Origin of the sequence: Bradyrhizobium sp. AZCC 1693 (assembly GCF_036924745.1) — a bacterium.
Lineage (GTDB): Bacteria > Pseudomonadota > Alphaproteobacteria > Rhizobiales > Xanthobacteraceae > Bradyrhizobium.
The window spans coordinates 1,947,949-1,970,769 of sequence record NZ_JAZHSD010000001.1 but is presented as its reverse complement, the minus strand read 5'-3'; the positions used below and the strand labels follow the sequence as shown (position 1 = coordinate 1,970,769).

Genomic DNA, 22,821 nt, shown 5'->3' with positions numbered 1-22,821 from the left:
AAAATCGATACAGGGAGAGAACGGGCATGGGCATCGCCGCGGACGCAGCACGCCAGACGACAGTGTTCATCGCCGGCGGCGGCCCGGTAGGGCTCGCGATGTCGCTGCTGCTCGACAGGTTCGGTATCGATTGCGTCGTGGCCGAGAAGAGCCCGGCCACCACCGATCATCCGAAGTCGCGTGGCTGCTGGGTACGTACCATGGAAATCTTCCGGCAATGGGGGATCGAAACCGCGATCCGCGACCGTGGCCTGCAGGACAACTCCGACATGTTCGTGTTCCTCGACAGCATCGCGGGACATGAGTTCGGCCGCACCCGGCCCGAGCCGAATGTCGGACACACCCCGGCGTGGAAGAGCCTGGTCGCCCAGGATGCCGTCGAGGAAGAGATCCTGCGCGTCGTCGAGCGATCGAAGCATGCGACGGCGCTGTTCAGCACGGAATGTGAATCATTCGAGGAAACCAACAGCGGCGTCCGCGTCAGGACGCGTTCTGAAACGACGGGCGAAATCACCGAATGGAGCGCGACCTACCTCATCGCCGCCGATGGCGCCGGGAGCCGAACCCGCCGAAGTGCGGGCATCGAAATGGTCGGGCCGGCGACGTTGGCCGTGATGTCGAACGAGTATTGGCGGGCCGATCTATCGTGCCTGCCGATCGCACGCGAGGCGGCGGGTTTCATCGTCATCCCGGATAAGCCCGGCCTGCCGCGCGCCGGTATCCTCAATACCAATGGTCGTGACCGGTGGCTGACGGTGACGCAGATAGGTCTCACCAAGGACGATCGCGAGCGACCGTGGACCGATCAGGAGTTTATCGAAATCGCGCGTGGGCATGTCGGCATTCCGGACCTCGATGTGACGCTGCTCAACCGTTCGATCTGGCGCGTCAGCATGCAGGTCGCGGAAACGTTCCGGAAGGGACGGGTGTTCCTGGTCGGCGACTGCGCGCATCGCTTTCCACCGACCGGCGGCTTCGGTCTGAATTCCGGGGTGCAGGACGCGCACAATCTCGCCTGGAAGCTGGCGTTCGTCCTCAAGGGGTGGGCCGACGACCACCTGCTCGACAGTTACTCCAGCGAGCGCCGGCCTGTCGCGCAGTCCAACGCCAATTTCAGTTTCGGCAATCGCCTGCGGTTCGGCCTTACTGACGATGCGGTGCGATCCCGGAATCCGGATCGGATCCGGTTCTGGATCAACGATATGGACAATCATCTTCATAGCATCGGCCAGAATCTCGGACACAATTACGAAGAAGGCGCCGTGATCCCGGACGGCACCGTCGCGAAGGCGCTGAACTCGCGCTACTACACGCCATCTGATCGCCCCGGCGCGCGCTTTCCGCACATGTGGCTCGACTCCGCGCGAAAGCACTCGACGCTTGACTGGTTCGACAAGGAATTCGCCGTCGTCACCGGCCCGCTCGGCAACGAGTGGCTCGAGGCTGGCCGGCAGGTTTCCGAAAAGACCGGCGTGACGCTGTCGCTCGAGCAATTGCCCACGGCTGATCCAGCAGAAGGTTTTCAATTGGGTATGCGCGGTGCCGTGCTGGTGCGTCCCGACGGGCATGTGGCGTGGCGAATGCCGTGGCTACCGTCGGATCCGGCAAAGGAACTCGCCGGCGCGCTCTCGACGCTGCTGCATTAGCGGAGGCTCCGATGCAGTCGCTCGAAGCCAATGGTGTCGTCACCGCCTATCATAAAACAGGCCGCGGAGCCCCGCTCGTGCTGCTGCACGGCGGCGAGGCCGATCATGCGATGTTCGATGGCCTGGTGCGTGCGCTGGACGGCCATTTTACCGTAGTCGCCTACGATCAGCGCGACTCCGGCGCGACGCGCAATCCCGCCGCGCCTTATTCGCTGGCTGATCTCGCCGACGATGCGGCCGCCCTGATCCGTGGCCTCGGCTATGACCGCGCCCACGTGATGGGAACCTCGCTGGGCGGTTTGATCGCGCAAGTGCTGGCGGCGCGGCATCCGGATCACATCGACCGGTTGATCCTCAGTAGCACATGGAAAGTCCACAAAAGTCCGCTGGAGGTGAATGCCGATGTTTTCCGCACACTCGCCGCCTATCGCGCCGATACCGCCGCCAATGCACCAAAGATTGCGGAATTCTTCTTTCCATTGGATTGCTTGCGCGACCGGCCGGAACTGATCGAAATCTTCCGCGGCAACAGCCGTGACGACGGCCAAAAGGCGCGGCGGGGCGCCATCCTGGCGCAGCCGGTCGCAGCCGATCTCGCAATTTTCGATCGCCCGACGCTTCTGCTGGCTGGCAGCGAAGACCGCCTGATTCCGAACGCGGAGACATTTGCCATCGCGCGCGATCTCAAGCGCGTCGAAACACGCGTGATCGAGCAGGCCGGACATGTGTCGTCGATCCAGGCGCCAGAACGGGTGGCGGAGGCGGTGATTGCATTTCTGAATTCAAAAAAGGCGGGTTGATAACACGGGGAGAAGACCATGGCTGACCAGGCGAGCGCAGTACCCTTCGACGAAGCGCCGGTGACGAAGCGCTACTGGCTATCGATCATCCTTTTCGCCGTGACCGGCGTGGTGGATTTTTTCGATTTCTTCGTGGTGGGCTTTCTGGTGTCGGTGCTGGCGCCGAAATGGCACCTGACCTTCGGGCAGACCTCGATCATGCTGATGAGCGCCGGCATCGGCGCCATGCTCGGCGCGCTGACGTCGGGATTCCTCGCCGATCGTTTCGGTCGCAAGCCGCTCGCCATTGCGGGCGTCCTGATCTGTGGCCTCAGTTCCGGAGCCATCGCGCTGATTCCGGAGGACGGCTGGATTTTCTTTGCGATACTGCGGTTCTTCGTTGGCTTTGGGCTCGCGGCGGGCGCAGCGGCGGCAGTGCCGGCCATCGTGGAATTCGCACCGACCCGTCACAGGACGCTGATCACCAGCCTCGTGGTCGTTCCCGTCGCCTTTGGCGTGTTGTCGGCATCGATCACCGCAAGCTATCTGTTGCCGCTGGTCGGCTGGCGCGGACTTGCCGCGGTCGGTTTTCTGCCGATCATCCTCGCGGTCTTGACCGCCATTGTCATGCCGGAGTCGCCGCGTTGGCTGATCAGCAAGGGCCGGGTGCGGGAAGCGCAGACAAGCATCCGCAAGCTCTACCGGGTTGGTGATCAATCCTTTGCGTTGCCAGCACTTCCGGCCGCAAGTAGCGCGCGGTTTGCCGATTTGTTTGCCGAACAGCGGCGCTTCTGGCTGATGGTGCTGATCTGGTTTGGCGCCAGCACCGCCAATTATGGCGTCTTCCTGTGGGGCCCGACGATCGTCGCGCTATTGCTTGGGGTCGCACCCCAGGATGCGGCCAAAATGTTCATCTATGTCAGTCTTGCCGGCGTGTTCGGTCGGACCGGCTTTGCCTTCCTTGCCCATCGGATCGGCCGTAAACCCTGCGGTCAGTTGATGGGATATGGCATCGCAATTTCGCTGGGGCTGGCCGCGTACTTCCATAACGATTTCGTGGGCTCCGTGCCGCTGTTCCTGATCTTCCTGATTGTTGGCGCGTTGTTCTTCGATGGTGGGTTTTCGAACCTCGGTCCGTATCCTGCGGAGATATTCCCGGTCCAGCTCAGCGGGCGCGCGGTCGGATTGGCCCAATTCGCCAATGGCGTCGGCAAGATCGTGGGACCGCTGTGTCTTGCCGTGATCGCAGGTGCGGACAATTACGTGCATCCGCACGCCACCGCGTCGGCGGTGATGCCGGCGTTCATCTTTTTGGCTGGAGCAGGCCTTCTGGTGGGCCTTGCCTTTACCTTCCTTGGCGTCGAGCCGCACGGCCGCCCGGTCTCGTTGTTCGGCGGCACGCGGAGCGGGAATGCGGTGTCGAAGCCTTTGACGGCAAAGACGGCGGCGTAACCTGGAGAGGAATTCGATAATATGAAAAATGCGCGAAGCGAAACTGCACCAAACGTGCCCTTCGACACGGCGAAGCTCGACAGGTTGATGGGGGAGGCCGACCTCGATGTTGTCATCGCCACGTCGCGGCATAACGTTCAGTACCTGTTGGGCGGTTATCGCTTCTTTTTTTTCGACGTGATGGATGCGATCGGCGTCAGCCGTTATTTGCCGGTCGTCGTTTATCAAAGGGGCCGGCCCGAAAATACGCTTTATGTCGGAAATCGGATGGAGGGTTTCGAGCGCGAGCTGGAAACCATTCCGGCGCCGATCGTCAAGACGTCGTCCTGGGGAACGCTCGACGCCACCGAAACCGCGGTCAAGCATATTAAACAGCTCGGCGACGGCGTGAGGAGGGTTGGCATTGAACCAAGCTTTCTGCCCGCCGATGCCAGACAACTTCTCGGCGCCCAGCTAGGCAATGTTGAACTTTGCGATGCGCAATTCTTCCTCGAGCGGTTGCGTGCGGTCAAGACGGCGGCGGAGATCGAGCTTGTACGGCAGGCCTCCGGGCGCGTCGTCAGCGCCATGCAGGCAACCTTCAAGGTCTGCGAGCCCGGAATGAGCAAGAACGACGTCGTAGACCGGTTGAGAAGGGAAGAGCAGGCGCGCGATCTCGCGTTTGAATATTGCCTGATCACCGCTGGAACCAGCCGCAACCGCGCGCCGTCGAACCAACGGCTAGGGCAGGGCGACGTGATTTCGCTCGACTCCGGCGGCAATTTTCACGGTTACATCGGTGACCTCTGCCGTATGGGTATCCTGGGGCAACCCGACGCCCAGCTGAAGGAATTGTTGCAGGAGGTCGAGGAAATCCAGCAGGTGGCGCGCAAGGTCATCCGGCCAGGTACGGCGGGTGGCGAGATCGTCACGGCCGGCGAAGCGGCGGTGAAGTCCTCGCCGCATCGCGACATCCTGGATTTCACCGCGCATGGCATCGGCCTGATCAGTCACGAAGCGCCGCGTCTCTCCGATCACGGCCCGGTGCCGTACGCGGCTTACGATGCTGATCGTCCGTTGCAGCCAGGAATGGTCGTCTCGATCGAGACGGCGCTGCCGCATCCCACCCGCGGTTACATCAAGCTCGAGGATACGCTGATCGTGACTGAAAACGGCTGGGAAGCGGCAGGCGACGGCGCACGAGGCTGGAACGTCGCAGGCCAGAACTAATGCCCAAGACGGTTCTGACGTCGAAGGATTTCTGGTCGGGCCTGTTGTTTATGGGCATGGGTGCCACTGCGCTCATCCTTGGGAACGATCTGCGTGTTGGAACGGCGGCCCGGATGGGACCGGGTTTCGTTCCGCACGCCATCGGCTGGATCCTGATCGCCCTGGGCGCCGCGAATACCCGTCGAGCCGATGAGCCCACACGATTTCAAGAAGCTCTATTTGGATGAGATGGCGCAGCTTGGTCTCCTGATAAAACGCATGAACCTCGTCGTCGAATAAGGCCGAAAGACCTCCCGGCTAGGACCAGTGCTCGCGAGGGACGCAAAAAGCCATTCCCCTTGATGATGAGACCCGGATCGGAGTTTCGTTAGACCTCGATTGCTGGAGCTAGCCTAAACTTCCCCATGATGGATTGGAACGAGAATTCAAGTTTTTCAAATGGTTAAAGAGCAGCGTGTGCACGATGTGTGCACCGAGAGATCAAAGAAGGTCTCAGCACGGCTAACATGCACAGGCGCGGGCCGAACGTGTGTCGCTTGCCGAGAGATGGGCTTGTTGAGCAGGAGAGGTGGTTGAAATTCGCACGCTGTAGTCGCGGGTGACGTTGCAATGAGCGTCTTTTCGCGGAATTGAGCGATTTTGGAATGTCCGCTCTCTGGGGAAGGGCTGACATGCCTCGGACGACCCTCTATGTCAGCTTATGACCCCGGAGCGAACATTCTCGGAGCGGCACCGACGTACGCTATCGGAAGCAAGCCGATGCGTCGCCGCCCGCGTGACCTTCCAGACAAAAGAGGCGGCGGATCCACTTTGCCGGCGTGGACGTGCCGTGTGGGTTCCCAATGAAGAAGCGCGCGAGGCGTCAGCGATTGAGTGTCAGGGTCGGGGCCATGGTTGCGGAGTTGTCATTTTGAAAGCTATTGAGCAGCACATAACCGCCGAATAGGATGACGGCCAACAAGCCATATACAAGGTAGGAAGGCCGTCCGGACCTGAGAGCGCTCATTTCGCTGGATCCTTTCTTGGCGAACCGACCGCTCAGCTCTTTGTGGCCGTCTTTGAGAGTTCAGCTTCTACGCCGACTGCGCACGCCCTGGCGAATGAATAGTCCATACTCGTGGCGGCAACGGTCTTCACGTATTCGCTGATGACGTTGTCCCTTGAATAGGAGCCCGCCGCCTTGAACTTGGCGACGGCGCCGTCGGCCGCTGTGAACTGCGCGACGCATATCGGGACCAGGACAGACATCCGACCGTTGGTCTCTGCCATTGCGGTCATGGTTTTGGCGGTGCCGCCGGTGACCCAGCCGCCCCAGAAAAATCCGATCGTTATCGCCGCAACAGCGCCGAAAGCGATTCCCTGGAGGAAGCGGGTCCGCGCCTCACCTTGCAAAATTTCGGGCATTCTCATGATGGTCTCCTTTTTTTGCGCACAAGCGGGTTCGCAGCCGCAGACGCCGCTTGCGTCTGTGCTTGGCAAAACATCCAGCTCTGTGAGATTGCGCCTTCCGATGGCACGCTAGCTGCCGCTACGACGACGAGCAGCGACTTCGGAAGTCACCGCTTCATGGACAGCTTCAAGGCGAACAACTGCCACCTTGTCGTTCAACGGTAGGCTTTTGTCCTGATGCTGTACAGCACGATCTTGGTCTCCAGTCCAATGGTCGCAGCGCCATCGTCTCTGGAGAACGGTCTCAGGCCGTGATCGCAGCTATCAGCGGCTCAACCGAAACTCTTCCGTCTACTGCTGGCACAATGAGAAAAGCCTCACCGTGAGAGCGACTTTCTACATTTGGCATCTCTGAGCGCTACAGCAGGAAGCCGGGGATTGCTCCGGCCGGATGTCCCGCAACGCCACCAAGCATTATTTGGCTTGGCGGCGTTGTGCGTTTGGTTGTCCTGATTTGCCAGAGTGGGTGTCGGGTTAGGACAGCACCGCTCGACCCGCAACGGCCTGATTGAAAACCGCATCGGCCTGTTTTGATTTGAGTCCAACTTCGGGTGGTTGCCCGGCGGGCGGATTCCACCATCCTCATAGGCTCGCGGTGGAAAGCTGCAGAGCATCAACGAGACTGCATTACACGCGAATCCCACAATCACGGACGGCTATTGGAACCATTGTCCCGCCAGCACCTTGACCCGCTGACATAACTACTTTTGGAAGAGACATTATGAAGAATTTCGTGACCTATCTCGCGGCCGGCGCAAGTGCCCTTCTCATGACGGCAGCTTCCGCCGCGCCACTTTCCCCGAACGCATCGGTCGCTCCGGAGAGCGACATTCAAAGCGTCCGCATGGTTTGCAATGAGTCCGGCCGTTGCTGGCGCGAACGCGGCGAGCGCCGTGTCATCATCCATGAGCACCGCGATTCATACGGATACGCCCTCCGCCGCGAGCGCTATATCGAGCGTCGCGGTCATGAGGAGCGTGGCGGTATCGGCATCCGCGCCCCCGGCGTCAGCGTCGGAATCGGTACCGATCGCTACTGAGCGATACCAGCAAAGGCCTACGAAAAAGCCGCGGAGAAATCCGCGGTTTTTTGATGCACACTCAAACGGCTCGGCGCGGGCGGGTCAGCCGGCATCGAGCCGGCGCTCCGACATCCCGCTCGCAACCTTACGGCCTTCACACGTGAGGAGCATTTGCTCCGCGCAAACTTTCCACGAACCAGAAAGCCCAGATCGTAACGAACGAGAGGACGAAAAATCCCCCGCAGGCCAGAAGAGTCGACGCTGCATTCATTTCCATGACGTCCTCCAAGAGGTTGATCACTTGCAATTGCCTTTCGCAACCAAGCGTCCACCCGCGTGTTGCGTCGTCCCGGGGTAATCAAAGTGCCGTCGTCATGCGGCCGGTGCGTCGGGCTTGCCGGAGAGAAGTGCGTGAATCTCGACGGCATTCCGAAGCGCTATTGCGTTGTGAAGCGCCTCGGTGCGTTCATCCCCCGGCGGCATCTCGCGAGCCTCGTCCAGGGCGATCACCGCCCTAGCGTCCAGATCGTGCGCAAGCGCCGAGTGGGTTTGTTTATTTGGAGATAGCCCGTACTGCGGTGTAACCGCGCTACGCTGGATTACCATTGAATAATCATCGCAGCGGCGACCAGGAGCACAAGAAAGATCGGCATCAATACCGAGGGTACCAGCCAATCACGAAAACTGAATGTAGGGAATTTTGGCATATGACCGCCCTTTGGTTGAGGCGGGAGCGCAACACTCTCAGTCACCGATAACAGCCCGGGGCGCGCGGTGATATTTTGAGTATAGTGGCTATCGACCGAATAGCGAGGAGAATCGCAATTTGTTTTGGGGTTGCCCTGGCAAGGCTTGTAATGCGGCATTGAGTAGCCATCTGAATCACTGCGCCCTCGTAATGCTTCAGCATCGCCTTTACGGCAGCGCGAAGCTTAGCCACGCCAAACCTTGACATTGACCATTGACCAGCCGCACATCGCTTCGATGTGCGTCACCGGTCGGGACAGCCCATGGGCATCGCGTATGCCTCGGTGCGGCTCGTGCGAAAGCCGGCACGCGCGTGGTTCGCCGGCGAGAACTTGATGGTGCCAATCCATGATTGAGTTTCCAAATCACAGCCGTTCATATGACCAAACCCGGCGAGCCGTGCGGTTCTGGGGGCACGACAGCGCGCTGGAAGCGTCATTCTTCATAGACGAAGACGCATTGAGGCGAATTCAACCGGATGCCCGCCCCGACGAGTCCGGCCTCCTGAGCGCGTTCGATTGCAACCGTGATGTGATATGCGCGGCGGCTGCGAAGGTTTACGTCCGTGGGAGCAGAGGCTCCTACAATCTGGCCGCCACAGATTTTTGAAACGACGTTGGCGTAGGCATTCCGCTTGCTGCGAGCCTAATCTATTGGCGGCGACTTTATTGTGCCATTGTTGATCCAGCGGGGGATCATATGGACAGCGAGATGCTTGTCCCAGATCGAACGCCTGTTCAGTCGATAGCCGTTCCCCCGCGAGCGCTCGATTATGACGCCTGATCATTCATGCATTCCCGCCGTCGTTCTCATTGTCGAGGACGAGATGGTGCTGCGCATGCGCGCGGTCGACATGGTGGAAGACGCCGGATACACACCACTCGAGGCGCTGGATGCCGCCGAAGCCGTCGCCATCCTGGAGTCACGATCCGACGTCGCGTTGATATGCACCGATATCCAGATGCCTGGCCAAATGGACGGCGTCGGACTTGCGTATGCCGTGCATGAGCGTTGGCCGACTATTGGGATCATCGTGGTATCTGGACAATTGAAGCTGCAGAACGTCGATCTTCCTCCCCGCAGTAGGTTTCTCGGCAAGCCGCTCAATGCCGGGGAAATGATAGCCGAAATGCGCGACATGATCGGCCATGCCTGAGACATCAACAGTTTGAGGCCAAATACAGCCCAAATCGCGTGATTGCACACAAACCGGCCACCGAAGATCAGTGCGGTACCCAATTCATGATGATACGATCAATGATGTCTGAAGGCGATCTTCGGATGGAACCGCGTCCCGCAAGCAGCACTTCCCCATACCAAGACGAACTGGCGGCAGAAAATGTCAGCCTGCGGCTTCTGCTCGCGCAGGCCGAGATCAATGCGCAGAGTTTGCTGGCCGCGGCCGGAATCGACGCCAGGGAACGCGAGGCGGCTGACAAGCTGCAGAAGCTGATCCTCGAGGAACTGCACCACCGCATCAAGAATACGCTGGCAACCGTCGGCGCCATCGTCTCGCAGAGCCTGCGCGACTTGCCCGAAGCCAAACACGCGCAACACGCGATCGAGGGCCGGCTGCTGGCGCTCGGGCGGGCGCACGATCTTCTTCTACAGGCAAGATGGAGCAGCGCGAACCTTGGCACGATTGTCCGAAGCGCCACCGAAGCCTTCGATAATCCCGATCAGCCGAGATTCTCGATTTCGGGACCAGATCTCCGGATAACATCTGGCGCCGTCATCGCCATCGCGATGACGTTCAACGAGCTTTGCACCAACACCACGAAGTTTGGTGCCCTGTCGATCCCGGAAGGGCGCGTCGACATCAACTGGACGTTGGATCAACAGGCGCAGCGCCTGCACCTTACATGGACCGAGAGGAATGGCGCGGCAGTTCGCCCGCCCGAAAAGCGCAGCTTCGGCACACGGCTGATCGAGACGCTCGGCAGGCAGCTCCGGGGCGACGTGCGGCTGACCTATGCGCCGACCGGTTTCGTCTGCGAATTCGACGTGCCGATGGCTTCTCTGACTTCGGCGGCGTCATAAGCCCGTATTCGGGTATTGCGGAAGCCAAATCGCAACCTGCATTCGTTCGGGCTGCTACGATCTGTCAGAAACGGCTTTTCTTACGCAGCGATTGATGACGTGGTGATTTGTCACTGGAGCTCGTTATTCGGCCCTTTGATCCCCATATATAACTCCATCCTCGTCAACCATCGGGATCGGTCGGAACGCGCGGAGACCTCCAACGAAAGGACGCCGCATGTTTAGATCTCAACAGCACCGCGAAAAGGCCGCCGCATACGGCGAACTGATCAAGCGTTCGAGCGGTCAGGGCGAAAGCGACAAATTTCAGAAACTAAGGGATCGCCACTCCGCGCTCGCCGATAACGAGCAGGGACTGGCTGATAACTACGACAGCGCCGTGAACGCAGCGGAACAGGATCGCGCTCGCGGCCTGGTCCTTGCGGCCGAAGAGGAGCACGTCTTGCGATGTCTCGGCGCAGCCATCATCATGCAATGGAGCGCGCTGCCGAAGGCCATGCAACGGGAGATCTTCGACACCGCCGCATCGGTCGGAGAATTATTGGAGACGGCGGCGCTTCGCGGGCAGATCGCCCGCTTTCTGCACAAGCATAAGAATGATGCCGGTCGCAAAAAGGCCTCGACGGAGGATGCGCATCGCGACGCGAAATCGCGTGCAGCTGCTCTGTCCCGATGGGACGATGAGGGAGGCGCAGTCCCCGACGGACTGCCGAGGTGAACCAACGTCGGCAACAGGAGGATTCCCCATGTCGCGTAAAAACATGTCACTGACAAAATTCGGCATCGATGACGGCCCGCACAACATGGACGGGCTGCGGCTTCTCGCGCGGGACGGATCTGAACGGGTCGAAGCGTTCATAGGCCGCAAGGTGATGGATGTCTGGGTCGAATCCATCGAGCATCGGAGAGGACGCCAGAGTCTGTTCCGCGATCAGTACAACGCGTTGGGCAAGCGCAATCTTGCGGTGATCGAGCGGATCGTGAACGCGAAATACCAGCGCGGCGCCGCAATCAACCGCCAGCATCCCTATGTCGAAGTGCTGTTCTCGGACATCACGGAAAGCGGCGAGGCACTAAATCTAAGTGAACTCGTGCGCGAGCCTTTGCCGCCGGCATTTCATAGGCTGGCTTGAGATCTGCGCCGCGAACAGATGGCGGATGTTTCGTAAGAAGAAGGCCTTGTGACATGCCGCTCACGCGAGGAGGATTTCGGCACTACGACTATGACCGGATGGTGGTTTGGAAGTGGCATGCGCAATTCAGCTCCGCTGCCATGGACGACCTGGATGGATCAACTGGAAGGCATCCATCACCACATCGCCGGTGCGGTACGCTCAAGAGCTGTCTTGGAGAGGGACAACGGCCGTCTGTCGAACCCCGAGCAAGTCAACCGCCTCGCAGCTTTGTCTTTGAAGCGTGGCGAGTCAGTTGATTTTGGTGGCTATTGGCAGCGGCACTCGAAAGATGTTCATGCCTAAGCAAAAGCTTCATACCCACGAAGAAGTCTTTAAAGATCATGTCTCCGGTCAGTATGACGAAACCATATTTCGTTTCAGAGTGCCGGGTGGCTGGATTTATACGCACACTATTATCCGGTTTGGTTCGGTCGATAAAAGCTATGTAGCCGATACTTTCGTTCCTGACTCTACAGTGGACTTGGATCTTCCAATTCATCCCACGGATGATCCGCGACGCGATCTGTGACTTGGTCGCGCGCAACCGCTATCGCTGGTTCGGCCGTCGTGACGCTTGCATCCTGCCGAATTCGGATCGTTTCTTGGCCCTCGTGAGCCGCTCCGAAACCGCGGGACGATGGCACCTGGCGCCGGCCGACACGAAGGAAGCAGCGTTACTGCAATTCGACTCAGTCCCAGACGCAGGCAAGCAGTTAAAGGCACTTGGCCAGGACGATTACCCGAACGTGGGCAATCTGATTGGCTATTCCTATCGCAAGCCCGGCGACTACAAATTCTCGCACGCGCGCTGAAAGCCGATCCGAACTATGTATTGACGTCAGTATTACGGACTGAGGCAAATTGAGCAGGGCAACCGCGATCAAAGGCACGAGAATGCAGAAAGGCCGGGCATCGCTGCCGGGCCTTTCTTTTTCTTTTTGAGCGCTGAACGGTTGGACTTAGAAATCCATACCACCCATGCCGCCCATGCCGCCGCCACCCGCAGGCATGCCGCCGCCTGCGCCGGCGTTCTTCTTCGGCAGTTCGGCCACCATGGCTTCGGTGGTGATCAGCAGAGCCGCGACCGAGGCCGCATTCTGGATCGCCACGCGAACTACCTTGGTTGGGTCGATGATGCCCTTGGCGACCAGGTTGCCGTACTCGCCGGTCTGCGAGTCGAAGCCATAGGAGTACTGCTCCTTTTCCAGGATCTTGCCGACAATCACGGAACCGTCTTCACCGGCATTGATCGCGATCTGGCGGGCCGGCGCGGACAGCGCCTTGCGGACGATCTCGACGCCGGTCTTCTGGTCGTCGTTCTTGGTGCGCAGGCCCTTGAGATGCTGGGAGGCACGGAGCAAGGCGACGCCGCCGCCCGGCACGATGCCTTCTTCAACCGCCGCACGGGTCGCATGCATCGCGTCATCCACGCGATCCTTGCGCTCCCTCACCTCGACTTCGGTCGCGCCGCCGACGCGGATCACCGCGACGCCGCCCGCGAGCTTGGCCAGACGCTCCTGCAGCTTCTCACGGTCGTAGTCCGAGGTGGTTTCCTCGATCTGCGCCTTGATCTGCTGAACGCGCGCCTCGATGTCGGCCTTCTTGCCGGCGCCGTTGACGATGGTGGTGTTCTCCTTGTCGATCATCACCTTCTTGGCGCGGCCGAGCATCTGCAGGGTGACGTTCTCGAGCTTGATGCCGAGATCTTCCGAGATCGCCTGACCACCGGTCAGAACGGCGATGTCCTGCAGCATGGCCTTGCGGCGATCGCCGAAGCCCGGAGCCTTGACGGCAGCGACCTTGAGGCCGCCGCGCAGACGGTTGACGACCAGGGTGGCGAGCGCTTCGCCTTCAACGTCTTCCGCGATGATGACGAGTGGCTTGCCGGTCTGCACGATAGCTTCCAGAAGCGGAAGCAGTTCGTTCAGGCTGGAGAGCTTCTTCTCGTAGACGAGAAGATAGACATCATCCATTTCAACGCGCATCTTGTCGGCGTTGGTGACGAAGTAGGGCGAGATATAGCCGCGGTCGAACTGCATGCCTTCGACGACTTCGAGTTCGGTCTCAAGCGACTTGGCTTCTTCAACCGTGATGACGCCCTCATTGCCGACCTTCTTCATGGCGTCGGAGAGGAACTTGCCGATTTCGGCGTCGCCGTTGGCGGAGATGGTGCCGACCTGGGCGATTTCCTCGTTCGAGGTGACCTTCTTGGAGTTCTTGACGAGGTCGGCGACCACGGCTTCCACCGCCAGGTCGATACCGCGCTTCAGATCCATCGGGTTCATGCCGGCGGCAACCGCCTTGGCGCCTTCGCGCACGATGGCCGCGGCCAGCACGGTCGCGGTGGTGGTGCCGTCGCCGGCAGCGTCCGCCGCCTTGGAGGCGACTTCGCGCACCATCTGCGCGCCCATGTTCTCGAACTTTTCGTCAAGCTCGATTTCCTTGGCGACGGTGACGCCGTCCTTGGTGATGCGGGGGGCGCCGAACGATTTGTCGAGCACGACGTTGCGGCCCTTCGGACCGAGCGTGACCTTCACCGCGTTGTTGAGAATTTCGACGCCGCGCAGCATCCTGTCGCGGGCATCAACGCCGAATTTGACTTCCTTGGCTGACATAATGATCTCCGTATTTCCAGATCCCAAGGTCCACGCGATTGGGCGGATTCCTCAGGGATGAGATCTGGATTGCAGGGCCTCTTCCTTCGAGACGCCGGCTGCGCCGGCTCCTCAGGATGAGGGAACGGGCTAAAGCGCTTAAGCGGCCTTCTTCTTGGCGGCAGGAACGTCGGTGAGGACGCCCATGATGTCGCTTTCCTTCATGATCAGAAGTTCCTGACCATCGAGCTTGACCTCGGTGCCCGACCACTTGCCGAACAACACGCGGTCACCCACCTTGAGGTCGATCGGGATCAGCTTGCCGGATTCGTCACGGCCGCCCGGACCAACGGCGATGATCTCGCCCTGCGAGGGCTTTTCCTTGGCACTGTCCGGAATGAGGATGCCGCCTGCGGTTTTGTCTTCGGCGTCTATGCGTTTGACCACGACGCGATCGTGGAGCGGACGGAACTTCATGCGATCCTCCATGGCTTTTGTGATTATTTGTGATTATTTCTGGATTGGCAGTCGCAACGAGCGAGTGCTAGCCGCTCTTCACATAAGCTTGTAACACTGGGGCGCAAGGGCTTTGGCCCACGAGGTTGCTAATTCAATTCCCAAAGTGGACCCGGAGCGGTTAGCAGGGCTCGGAAGCCGTCGTGTGCCGTCTAACGTGTTCAGGAAATGTCCTAGATTTCGGACCTGTTCTTATAGCCCGGCGGTACTGTCCGTATTTAAGCCCCGGTGTCCTAAGTTGAATTTGGAAGTGTCCTAATTCCGATTCGCGGCGCATAATGAGCAAATGGAAGAGACCCGTCACAGAGCCTGTATTTGCGGAGCGGTCTACAACCGCACCGAGTCTATGGCTCCCGAACGCCAGATCAGCAGCTTCGAGTGTTCGGTCTGCGACCAGACCATGGAAAGCTGGAACACGGCCTGGGTGCCTTCCTACCGCCTAATCGCGGGTCCTGTTAGGCCGCTCCAGATCAGCTAGGAACGCTTTTGGTTTCCTGACGTTCGACGTTGTTATGAAGCGATACTTTTTCGACTTGCGAGACGGTGACGAACTGACCCGCGACGATGAGGGTCTGGAACTCTCTACCATGGAGGCTGTGCAAGAAGAGGCCGCGCGTTCGCTGGCAGACGTGGCGAGGGACGCGTCCCGCAGGCCCCACAATGGAGCGGGACACCGGATGGCTATCGAAGTCAGGGACGACACCGGACCGGTGTTACAAGCCAAATTCACGTTCCAGATAGAACGGCTCAAGCACTAAGGCGTCCTCGCTAGAGGATGCTGAGGAGGTAAGCCAGTTCGCGCTGATACCGCTCTGCTGATGAGTTCACCTGCAACCGCTTGCCCTCCACTCATGTGGAAACTGCCGATCTTGAGCCGAGAAATCGGAATGCTTTTCGCGCCGCTGATACAGCCAGATGACCCAAAGTCGTCAGTAATTACGAACGAGTCCGCCGGATTATCGCGATCGAGAAGCTGCCGAATATTTTTCACAACGCGCGCTCAACATACATTCGAGAAGCGCGGGCAGGGGAAGCGCGAAGCTTTTGAACCCACCATCTTCATAACGATCTGCCCCAAAACAAATTGCGATTCTCCTCGCTATTCGGCAGATAGTCACTATACTTAACGCATCACCGCGCGCCCCGGGCTATTATCGGTGACTGAGAGCGTTGCGCTCCCGCCTTAACCAAAAAAAGGCGGTCACATGTCAGATACCCTCAAATTCGATCTTCGTGATTGGCTGGTGCCTCCGGTGCTGTTGCCGATCTTTTTTGCGCTGCTGATCGCTGCTGCCGTGATTATTCAGTGGTAGTTCGCCTCGAGTGATATGCCGGCAATGGGAATCCGAGCGCTTAACAGAAAGCAGGAGTCGGAATGGCAAATACGGCGATCGTCAGAGACGCATACGGTGTTCCGGCAATCTTTGTTGATTCGAAAACCGGCAAGGATGACGCGGCCTTTGTTTTTATCAGGGTCGGCGATGAGGAGCGCCGGATGCGGTGGGCCGAATGGGATTCGCTTCCCGCCTGGACTGGCGCGCGTCCGTCCTGGGCGACCAAACGCTAATGGACCCAGGAAGGTTGCTATCTGACGCCGGAGTACCCATCTGATCAGGAGCCCAGCGGGATCGCGACAAACGCGCACATCCCGTCGCGACGCCTTAGCCACGCCAAATCATATCAACGGTATCGACCAACGGCATATCGCCTCGATATGCGCGTTACGGGTCAGGACAATCTATGGCCATCGAGCATGCCGCCGTGCAGGTTGCGCGCAAACCGTGGGGGGTAGGCGATCTCCATCCATGGAGCAGCATCGACGTTGCCGGTGACCCGGTTGGAGAGTTGTGGTTCCAGCGCACGCATAAGCATGCAGCCATCCCGGCCCTGCTGCTCAAATTGCTGTTCACCAGCGAGCCCCTGTCGATTCAGGTTCATCCGGACGATGAATTTGCCCGCTCAATCGGCTTGCCGAACGGCAAGACTGAAGCCTGGTACATTCTCGCAGCAGCCCCAGGCGCGCGGGTTGCGCTGGGACTGAAGCGGCGACTCACGCCACAGGCATTGCGCGCAGCGATCAGGGACGGCTCGATTGCCGATCTCACGCAATGGCGTCCCGTCGCGAAAGGCGACATCATCTTCGTCCCCGCTGGCACGATCCACGCCATTGGCGCCGGTATCGTGCTCGCCGAGATTCAGCAGCGCGGCGACACGACATTCCGCCTGTTTGACTATGGCAGGCAGCGCGAACTGCATGAAGAACGCGCCGTCGCTGTTTCCGACGCCGGGCCGGTTCAGCCCCAATCTGGTCCACGACGCATCACCACGGCTCGAACAGCCCTGATCACAAGCCAGCATTTCGTCGTTGAGTTGATCGACCTGCCGGCGAACTCGAATTGGGCACTCAATGCCGATCGGGAAACCTGGATCCTTGCAATCGAGGGCCGGGCGCGGATCGGGTTGACGAGCATGTCGGTCGGTGACGCCGTCTTCATCGAGGGCGATCGAACCGACATCGAGGTCGGCGCGAGCGGCATGAGCGGCCTGATGGCTTATCCGGGACCTGACCCCGTTGCCGCCCTGCTGGAGGACGCCGGCGAACTGACCAAATCTGCCGGCATGTCCGCCGGCCATTCGCCGAAATCAAGCGAGACTGTCGAGGTACAAGCATGACACCGCTCCGCCGCATCGCCGTTATCGGCAATTCGCTACCCCGCCGCTGCGGGATCGCAACCTTCACGACGGACCTGCAGCAGGCGATATCGACGTCACGCCCAAATCTGGAGACCTGCATCGTGGCGATGACCGATCATGGCCAAACCTATGATTATCCCAAGGCGGTCGCTTTTCAGATCCAGGATAACAAGATCGAAGAATACATCCGTGCAGCAGACTTCCTGAATGCCGGCCGGTTCGACACCGTGTGCCTGCAGCACGAATTCGGAATTTTCGGTGGCGAAGCCGGCGGCCACGTCCTCGAACTGCTGTCGCGCCTCACCATGCCTGTTGTGACGACGTTCCACACCGTGCTGGCAAATCCGACCGCCGCGCAACGCGCGGTCATGGAGCGCATCGTCGATGCGTCGTCGAAGGTCGTTGTGATGGCCAACAAGGGCCGCGAATTGCTGCGCAGCGTCTATCAGGTGCCGGACGACAAGATCGAGGTCATAGCCCACGGCATTCCCGACGTCGCGCTTGTCGCGCCCGATGCGGCAAAGGCAAGGCTCGGATTTGACGGAAAGTCGATCATTCTGACATTCGGCCTGCTGTCCCCCAACAAGGGCATCGAAGTCATGATCGACGCCATGCCGTCGATTCTGAAGCGTCGCGCCGATGCGTTGTATGTCGTCCTTGGCGCAACGCATCCGAATCTAGTTCGAGACCAGGGCGAGGCGTATCGCAACAGACTGATGAGGCGGGTCCGCGAACTTGGCGTGGAGGACCACGTTGTGTTCCTCGACCGCTTCGTCGATCTGCCCACGCTGCTCGAATTCATCTCGATGTGCGACGTCTATGTCACGCCCTATCTCAACGAGGCGCAGATGACGTCGGGAACGTTGGCCTACAGCTTCGGACTGGGGAAGCCCGTCGTTTCGACGCCTTACTGGCATGCTCGCGAACTGTTGGCCAATGGACGCGGCGTCCTGGTGCCGTTTGGTGATGCGACGGCGATCGGTAGCAAGATCGCGGAATTGCTCACCGATGACGTTCGCCGGCAGGCGATGTGCCGGCGCGCCTATGCGGTCAGCAGAACCATGACGTGGGAACGCACCGCCGAGCACTACATGTCGGTTTTCGAGAGCGCGTCTCAGGGTCACTGGCTCAAGGTCATTGCGCCCTCCAACACGGGCGTTCCGGAGCCAGGTGGCCCTGCGGCGCCGGACATGCAAATCGGCTATTTCCTGTCGATGTGCGACGATACCGGCCTGTTCCAGCACGCCGTGCATTCGGTGCCCGATCGCTCGCACGGCTATTGCGTTGATGACAACGCCCGCGCGATGCTTTTGGCCTGCGCCCTCAATAGTCCAGGCGAACAGCCGCTGTCGGAAGTCTTGACGGCTCGCTTCGCCGCTTTCGTGCAGCATGCATGGAATCCTGACACCGGGCGGTTTCGCAACTTCATGGGCTTCAATCGAACCTGGCTCGAAGCCAGCGGGTCCGAAGACAGTCACGCGCGAACGCTTTGGGCGCTCGGCGAAACCGCGCGCAGCGACGCAACTCCGTCGCGGCGCCGGTGGGCGGCTGCCTTGTTCGCCGAGGCTCTGTCGACTGTAGAGACCTTTCGCTCTCCGCGGGCGTGGGCGTTCACCCTGCTGGGTTTGGGCGCCTATTGCGGCGTGGCTCCCGATGATCTTCACGCCCAGGAGATCCGGCATTCTCTTGCCGACAGGTTGATGTCCTGTCTGGCTTCGGTCGAAACGCCGGACTGGGTGTGGTTCGAGGAAGGGTTGGCTTACGACAACGCCCGCCTGCCGCAGGCGCTGATGATGACAGGCGCGGCGACGCAAACGCCTGAATACGTGCAGGCCGGATTGAGGTCTCTGCGCTGGCTGATGACGCGACAAACGACGCCGGCAGGGCATTTCCGCCCCGTCGGCACCGCCGGCTTCGGCGAATTGCGGCAACTTCCCCGCGCATTTGATCAGCAGCCCGTGGAAGCGACGGCGACGATCGCTGCCTGCCTTGCGGCATGGCGGGCGGATGGCGATGCCGAGTGGAAAGCGCTTGCGACCCGTGCCTTCACCTGGTTTCTCGGCAGCAACGACCTGTCGGTGGCGCTGGTCGATCCGCACACCGGCAGTTGCCGCGATGGACTGCACCCCGATCGTGCCAATGAAAATCGCGGCGGCGAGTCGGTGGTGTGCTATCTGCTTGGGCTTGCGGAGATTCGCCAGCTTGCGCGCGTCAACGCCGGCCTGACCAAACCCGCGGCACTGCGCGCCATGGGCGCCTGAATCTTGCCTCCTGCTCAAGCGATCGAGGACACCGTGTCACAGGGCATCTTCCTGAACCGACAGGCACTTTATTTGCGTCCCGATCCCGCGCGGGTGATCGTGCGCCCGTTCAAGCCGGCGACTGAACCCCGCGATCTCAACCCGACCGACAAGACGCGTGCAAATCATATCGTCGACCGGGTTCTTGCCCTCGACACCGAAGCCGTTGCCTCCCAGCTCGCGGATGTTCTTGAAAATTTCCTCGGTCGGCATCGGAACCTGCTGGAGAGGTTCGAGGCCCGCGCGAACGAAATGGAGGAGGCTTTCGCAGCGCATGGAAGCTTTTCAAAAATCCAGCGCCAGTTGATCGGGGCCTATTTTCTCAATGAGTATTCGTTCGAAGCCTCTGCTTTGTTCAACCCCAGCATCGTGCCGCACCCCGACCAATCGGACGCGCCGAAGGGCGGCCTGCGCTTCATTCTCAGCCTCCGTGCGATCGGTGAAGGGCACGTGTCGTCACTGACGTTTCGGGGCGGCACATTCGCAGCCGACGGCAGTCTGACCGTTGATCCGACAGCGCGGCTTGCCTCGAGTCCCCGGATTTGCAATCGCGTATCCGGACCGGACGGCGATCATGTCGAACTGATCTTCAAGCCCGAGGAAGAGCTCAGCGAGCGTGTCATCTTTCCGGTTACCGAATCCCAATCGAACGGCATCGAGGACGCCCGCTTTGTCGAGTTCAGCGATGGTGGCGGGAAAACCTACTACGCCACCTATACCGCCTATAGCGGGCGGGCGATCCGTTCCGAACTGATCGAGACCCGCGATTTCATGTCGTTCCGGTTGGCGCCCTTGGGGGGTCCTGCGGCACGCAACAAGGGCATGGCGCTGTTCCCGCGCAAGATCGGTGGCAAATACGCCATGATCGCGCGACAGGACAATGAGAACCTGTACCTGATCTATTCGGACGACCTGTACACTTGGGGCGACGGCCAGGCCATTCTGAAGCCGGAATTTCCCTGGGAGTTCGTTCAGATCGGCAATTGCGGATCGCCTATCGAGCTCGATGAAGGGTGGCTGCTGCTGACGCATGGCGTCGGCCCGGTGCGCAAATACTCGATCGGGGCGGCGTTGCTCGACAAGAACGACCCCTCGAAGGTGCTAGCCCGCTCCCGCGAGCCGTTGCTGCGGCCCGAGCCGTCGGAGCGCGAGGGATACGTCCCCAACGTCGTCTATACCTGCGGGGCAATGCGGCACAACGACCACATCATTCTGCCATACGCGGTGTCGGATACCTTCTCCAATTTCGCGACCATCAAGATTTCGGCGCTGATGCAGGCGATGAAAAGTTGACCGCCGCTTGTGCAGCGCCATCGCCCGTTGAAAGGTCAGGGAGTCTGAATGAGCGAGCGACTTGAAACGCTGAAGAAAGCCCGTGCGCGCATGATCGAGGACAGGGACGGGCATGCGAAGGTGCTGGCCGCTCCTTTTGACCGGGATAAGGCTGAGCGGGCACGCAACAAGTTCATCGAGATTCAGATGCTGATCGACGCGCTGGATCGCGCCATCAGTGGAGAGGAAGTCATTTCGCGAAGGGGCTGAGCCGCAGCATCAATTAATGCATGGCTATTCGCGGACAATGGGCGCACAGTTGCTAAATGCGAGTCTTCGGGTTGCGCCGAACGAACTTCCTGGTTCAAGCCCCAAATCCCACGGCAGCCGATGAAGCAGGCTTGGCGCCATGTCCTTTCAGGCGTCGGCCAGACCTGAAGGGACGAGGTGATGCCTACGCTGTCGAAACTCCTGCTTGAGAATGGGTTACCCGATCTTCCGGTGTTGCTGATCGAGCCGCATCGTAACCACAGGGGGATCTGGCGCATCAAATTCAGCTATGAAACGGGCGAGCCGTTCTCCATGGCTGCGACCCAGGCATCGATCATGGTTTCCCGTCTGCATGAGATCGGGGAAGTCGAACTGGCCGAAGAGATCGACGGCGCGATGAAAATTGCGACGCGCTACGCGACAATGTGAAATTCGGCGTGCAATGACGGCGTCATCATCAAACCAAAGGAGATCGAGATGGCCAAGGGCGAGCAAAAAGGTAACCGGGAAGCCAAGAAGCCCAAGAAAGAGAAGATCAAGACAATAGCTGCGGCGCCAAGCCAAAAGGCCGCGGGATGGCAACCGGGTTTCGCGTCCGGCAAGAAGAAATAGCAACGCAAGCGTCGACGTAAAGCGATGCGCTGGACTGACGCGTTCGAGCGCGCGCGCAAAAGCGCGTTCCCGCAGGGCTGCGCGATCGGGTGGCGCTGATTGGCCCATTGCTTCGTGGGCGCGGCCTGTTCTAATGGCGATACCACCCGCAAAGGAAATCGGATGAAAATTACGTTCGCCGTATTGACGCTCTGCGCCTGCGCGCAAGGCGCTCTCGCCGCTGGACCGGAATGTCGCACAATCGAAAGCACGAGCGGGCGACTTGCCTGCTACGATGCGGCGTCTCCGCCGAGAATTCAAAAGCCTGCGGCGGTTGAAAGCGACACGTCGCGGCCGCCCTACAAAGACCCCTTCATCGCCGAAGACGCCCGAACCACCGCCAAGCTAAAGGGTATCTGCCGCGGCTGTTGATTGTTGCTTCCTGGCCATGCCCGGGCGTTGCAGCAGGCCCGGTATCGAGGGACTGAACGGATAGCGACGCTTCTTGGTGCCTCTGCCGGAACGAACCGGTAGTCCTTGCAGAACCCGATTTGGAGTCGCGCACGTCTACCGATCCGCCACGGGCCGCGCTTCCCTCCGCTACGACCTGAATGTATGGTCCGGCCGTGCGCTGCAAAGTGTTGAACTCGAAATGGAGATCGTGAGGTACCGCCAGTTGGCGGACCGGACCGCGGACGAGGAACTCCTGAGGCGCATCAGGACTCAGATCGCGGAACTTGAGCAGAAGCTCCGAGAGATCGACGAGTAAGGCCGCTTTGATTGCCCCGGGTCGTTGAACCTTATTGCGCCTCCGCAGACAGATAATTGCCGGGGGATTGCACTGTCCGGATTCAACACAGCGCCACCAAGCATTATTCGGCTTGGGGGCGCTGTCTGCATTAGTAGCCTAGTTTGGTCCAGCGAAAGGCCGATTTCGGTCGGCACCGGTAGCTCGGTACTTTGACCCGAAATTGTCCCTGCGGGCAGTGTCCTGATCCGTCTTGGACAAGGGTTCGGAGTGTTAAAATCTCTTAAGTTGGCAACCGGACATAAAGGGAATCTACTC

The 22,821-nt window shown here is 60.0% G+C and carries 25 protein-coding genes and 1 pseudogene; 22 read left to right on the top strand and 4 right to left on the bottom strand.

Annotation, left to right across the window (positions count from 1 at the left end; translation table 11 throughout):
• The first annotated feature begins 26 nt into the window (after positions 1-26).
• The 5 genes from V1293_RS09735 to V1293_RS09715 are packed head-to-tail and all read left to right on the top strand — an operon-like array spanning position 27 to position 5,313.
• Complete coding sequence (locus V1293_RS09735; RefSeq protein WP_334508865.1) at positions 27-1,646, top strand: FAD-dependent monooxygenase; 1,620 nt, start codon at positions 27-29, stop codon at positions 1,644-1,646.
• Positions 1,647-1,657: 11 nt separating this feature from the next.
• Positions 1,658-2,446: an alpha/beta fold hydrolase gene (locus V1293_RS09730; RefSeq protein WP_334508863.1), complete on the top strand. Its 789-nt coding sequence runs from the start codon at positions 1,658-1,660 to the stop codon at positions 2,444-2,446.
• Positions 2,447-2,464: 18 nt separating this feature from the next.
• Positions 2,465-3,877 carry an MFS transporter gene (locus V1293_RS09725; protein WP_334508860.1) on the top strand — a complete coding sequence of 471 codons (1,413 nt, stop codon included), beginning with the start codon at positions 2,465-2,467 and terminating at the stop codon, positions 3,875-3,877.
• Between the two features lie 21 nt (positions 3,878-3,898).
• Positions 3,899-5,086 (top strand): M24 family metallopeptidase, encoded by a 1,188-nt coding sequence (locus V1293_RS09720; RefSeq protein WP_334508856.1) that lies wholly within the window; start codon positions 3,899-3,901, stop codon positions 5,084-5,086.
• Positions 5,086-5,313 (top strand): hypothetical protein, encoded by a 228-nt coding sequence (locus tag V1293_RS09715; protein ID WP_334508855.1) that lies wholly within the window; start codon positions 5,086-5,088, stop codon positions 5,311-5,313. The genes V1293_RS09720 and V1293_RS09715 overlap by 1 nt, the downstream gene beginning before the upstream one ends.
• Before the next feature lie 811 nt (positions 5,314-6,124).
• On the opposite strand, the gene V1293_RS09710 is transcribed toward V1293_RS09715, so the two are convergent.
• The gene (locus V1293_RS09710; RefSeq protein WP_334508852.1) at positions 6,125-6,496 is read right to left on the bottom strand and encodes a hypothetical protein; all 372 of its coding nucleotides are present in this window, start codon (positions 6,494-6,496) and stop codon (positions 6,125-6,127) included.
• Positions 6,497-7,256: 760 nt separating this feature from the next.
• Between V1293_RS09710 and V1293_RS09705 the strand changes: the two genes are divergently transcribed.
• On the top strand, positions 7,257-7,574 hold the full coding sequence (locus tag V1293_RS09705) for a hypothetical protein (RefSeq protein ID WP_334508850.1): 318 nt from the start codon (positions 7,257-7,259) through the stop codon (positions 7,572-7,574).
• A gap of 354 nt (positions 7,575-7,928) precedes the next feature.
• On the opposite strand, the gene V1293_RS09700 is transcribed toward V1293_RS09705, so the two are convergent.
• A complete protein-coding gene (locus V1293_RS09700; RefSeq protein WP_334508848.1) occupies positions 7,929-8,231 on the bottom strand; it encodes a hypothetical protein in 303 nt (100 codons plus the stop codon).
• A 420-nt stretch (positions 8,232-8,651) separates the two neighbouring features.
• On the opposite strand from V1293_RS09700, the gene V1293_RS09695 reads away from it, so the two are divergent.
• From V1293_RS09695 to V1293_RS36125, 8 genes and pseudogenes are all read left to right on the top strand, one after another.
• The gene (locus V1293_RS09695; RefSeq protein ID WP_334508846.1) at positions 8,652-8,912 is read left to right on the top strand and encodes a DUF1488 domain-containing protein; all 261 of its coding nucleotides are present in this window, start codon (positions 8,652-8,654) and stop codon (positions 8,910-8,912) included.
• 217 nt (positions 8,913-9,129) lie between these two features.
• Positions 9,130-9,459 carry a response regulator gene (locus V1293_RS09690; RefSeq protein WP_442894226.1) on the top strand — a complete coding sequence of 110 codons (330 nt, stop codon included), beginning with the start codon at positions 9,130-9,132 and terminating at the stop codon, positions 9,457-9,459.
• Positions 9,460-9,563: 104 nt separating this feature from the next.
• Positions 9,564-10,343, top strand: coding sequence for a sensor histidine kinase (locus V1293_RS09685; RefSeq protein ID WP_334516678.1), 780 nt, complete (start codon positions 9,564-9,566; stop codon positions 10,341-10,343).
• Positions 10,344-10,560: 217 nt separating this feature from the next.
• Positions 10,561-11,061, top strand: coding sequence for a hypothetical protein (locus V1293_RS09680; RefSeq protein ID WP_334508842.1), 501 nt, complete (start codon positions 10,561-10,563; stop codon positions 11,059-11,061).
• Positions 11,062-11,104: 43 nt separating this feature from the next.
• Entirely contained in the window at positions 11,105-11,476 is a 372-nt protein-coding gene (locus V1293_RS09675; RefSeq protein ID WP_334516677.1) for a signal transduction histidine kinase, read from the top strand.
• A gap of 117 nt (positions 11,477-11,593) precedes the next feature.
• Complete coding sequence (locus tag V1293_RS09670; RefSeq protein WP_334508840.1) at positions 11,594-11,821, top strand: hypothetical protein; 228 nt, start codon at positions 11,594-11,596, stop codon at positions 11,819-11,821.
• Positions 11,814-12,047, top strand: a complete 234-nt coding sequence (locus V1293_RS09665) for a hypothetical protein (RefSeq protein WP_334508838.1) — start codon at positions 11,814-11,816, stop codon at positions 12,045-12,047. Before V1293_RS09670 ends, V1293_RS09665 begins: the two co-directional genes overlap by 8 nt.
• Positions 12,048-12,228: 181 nt before the next feature.
• Positions 12,229-12,402: pseudogene (locus tag V1293_RS36125) on the top strand (tetratricopeptide repeat protein); the annotation flags it as partial.
• A 75-nt stretch (positions 12,403-12,477) separates the two neighbouring features.
• On the opposite strand, the gene groL reads toward V1293_RS36125, so the two are convergent.
• Together groL and V1293_RS09650 are read right to left on the bottom strand one after the other, a co-directional pair.
• Entirely contained in the window at positions 12,478-14,133 is a 1,656-nt protein-coding gene (groL, locus tag V1293_RS09655; protein WP_334508836.1) for a chaperonin GroEL, read from the bottom strand.
• A 138-nt stretch (positions 14,134-14,271) separates the two neighbouring features.
• Complete coding sequence (locus V1293_RS09650) at positions 14,272-14,589, bottom strand: co-chaperone GroES (protein ID WP_213290762.1); 318 nt, start codon at positions 14,587-14,589, stop codon at positions 14,272-14,274.
• Between the two features lie 551 nt (positions 14,590-15,140).
• Between V1293_RS09650 and V1293_RS36120 the strand changes: the two genes are divergently transcribed.
• The 8 genes from V1293_RS36120 to V1293_RS09615 all read left to right on the top strand — a co-directional run bounded on the left by V1293_RS36120 (position 15,141) and on the right by V1293_RS09615 (position 21,776).
• Entirely contained in the window at positions 15,141-15,386 is a 246-nt protein-coding gene (locus V1293_RS36120) for a DUF6894 family protein (protein WP_442894225.1), read from the top strand.
• A 617-nt stretch (positions 15,387-16,003) separates the two neighbouring features.
• Entirely contained in the window at positions 16,004-16,195 is a 192-nt protein-coding gene (locus tag V1293_RS09645; protein WP_334508832.1) for a hypothetical protein, read from the top strand.
• 173 nt (positions 16,196-16,368) lie between these two features.
• On the top strand, positions 16,369-17,301 hold the full coding sequence (locus V1293_RS09640) for a class I mannose-6-phosphate isomerase (RefSeq protein WP_334508831.1): 933 nt from the start codon (positions 16,369-16,371) through the stop codon (positions 17,299-17,301).
• On the top strand, positions 17,298-19,583 hold the full coding sequence (locus tag V1293_RS09635) for a glycosyltransferase family 4 protein (RefSeq protein ID WP_334508829.1): 2,286 nt from the start codon (positions 17,298-17,300) through the stop codon (positions 19,581-19,583). Before V1293_RS09640 ends, V1293_RS09635 begins: the two co-directional genes overlap by 4 nt.
• Before the next feature lie 33 nt (positions 19,584-19,616).
• Positions 19,617-20,915: a glycoside hydrolase family 130 protein gene (locus tag V1293_RS09630; protein WP_334516676.1), complete on the top strand. Its 1,299-nt coding sequence runs from the start codon at positions 19,617-19,619 to the stop codon at positions 20,913-20,915.
• Positions 20,916-20,963: 48 nt separating this feature from the next.
• Complete coding sequence (locus V1293_RS09625) at positions 20,964-21,164, top strand: hypothetical protein (protein ID WP_334508827.1); 201 nt, start codon at positions 20,964-20,966, stop codon at positions 21,162-21,164.
• Between the two features lie 180 nt (positions 21,165-21,344).
• A complete protein-coding gene (locus V1293_RS09620; RefSeq protein WP_057852780.1) occupies positions 21,345-21,593 on the top strand; it encodes a hypothetical protein in 249 nt (82 codons plus the stop codon).
• A 48-nt stretch (positions 21,594-21,641) separates the two neighbouring features.
• On the top strand, positions 21,642-21,776 hold the full coding sequence (locus V1293_RS09615; protein WP_256476724.1) for a hypothetical protein: 135 nt from the start codon (positions 21,642-21,644) through the stop codon (positions 21,774-21,776).
• Positions 21,777-22,821: the final 1,045 nt, after the last annotated feature.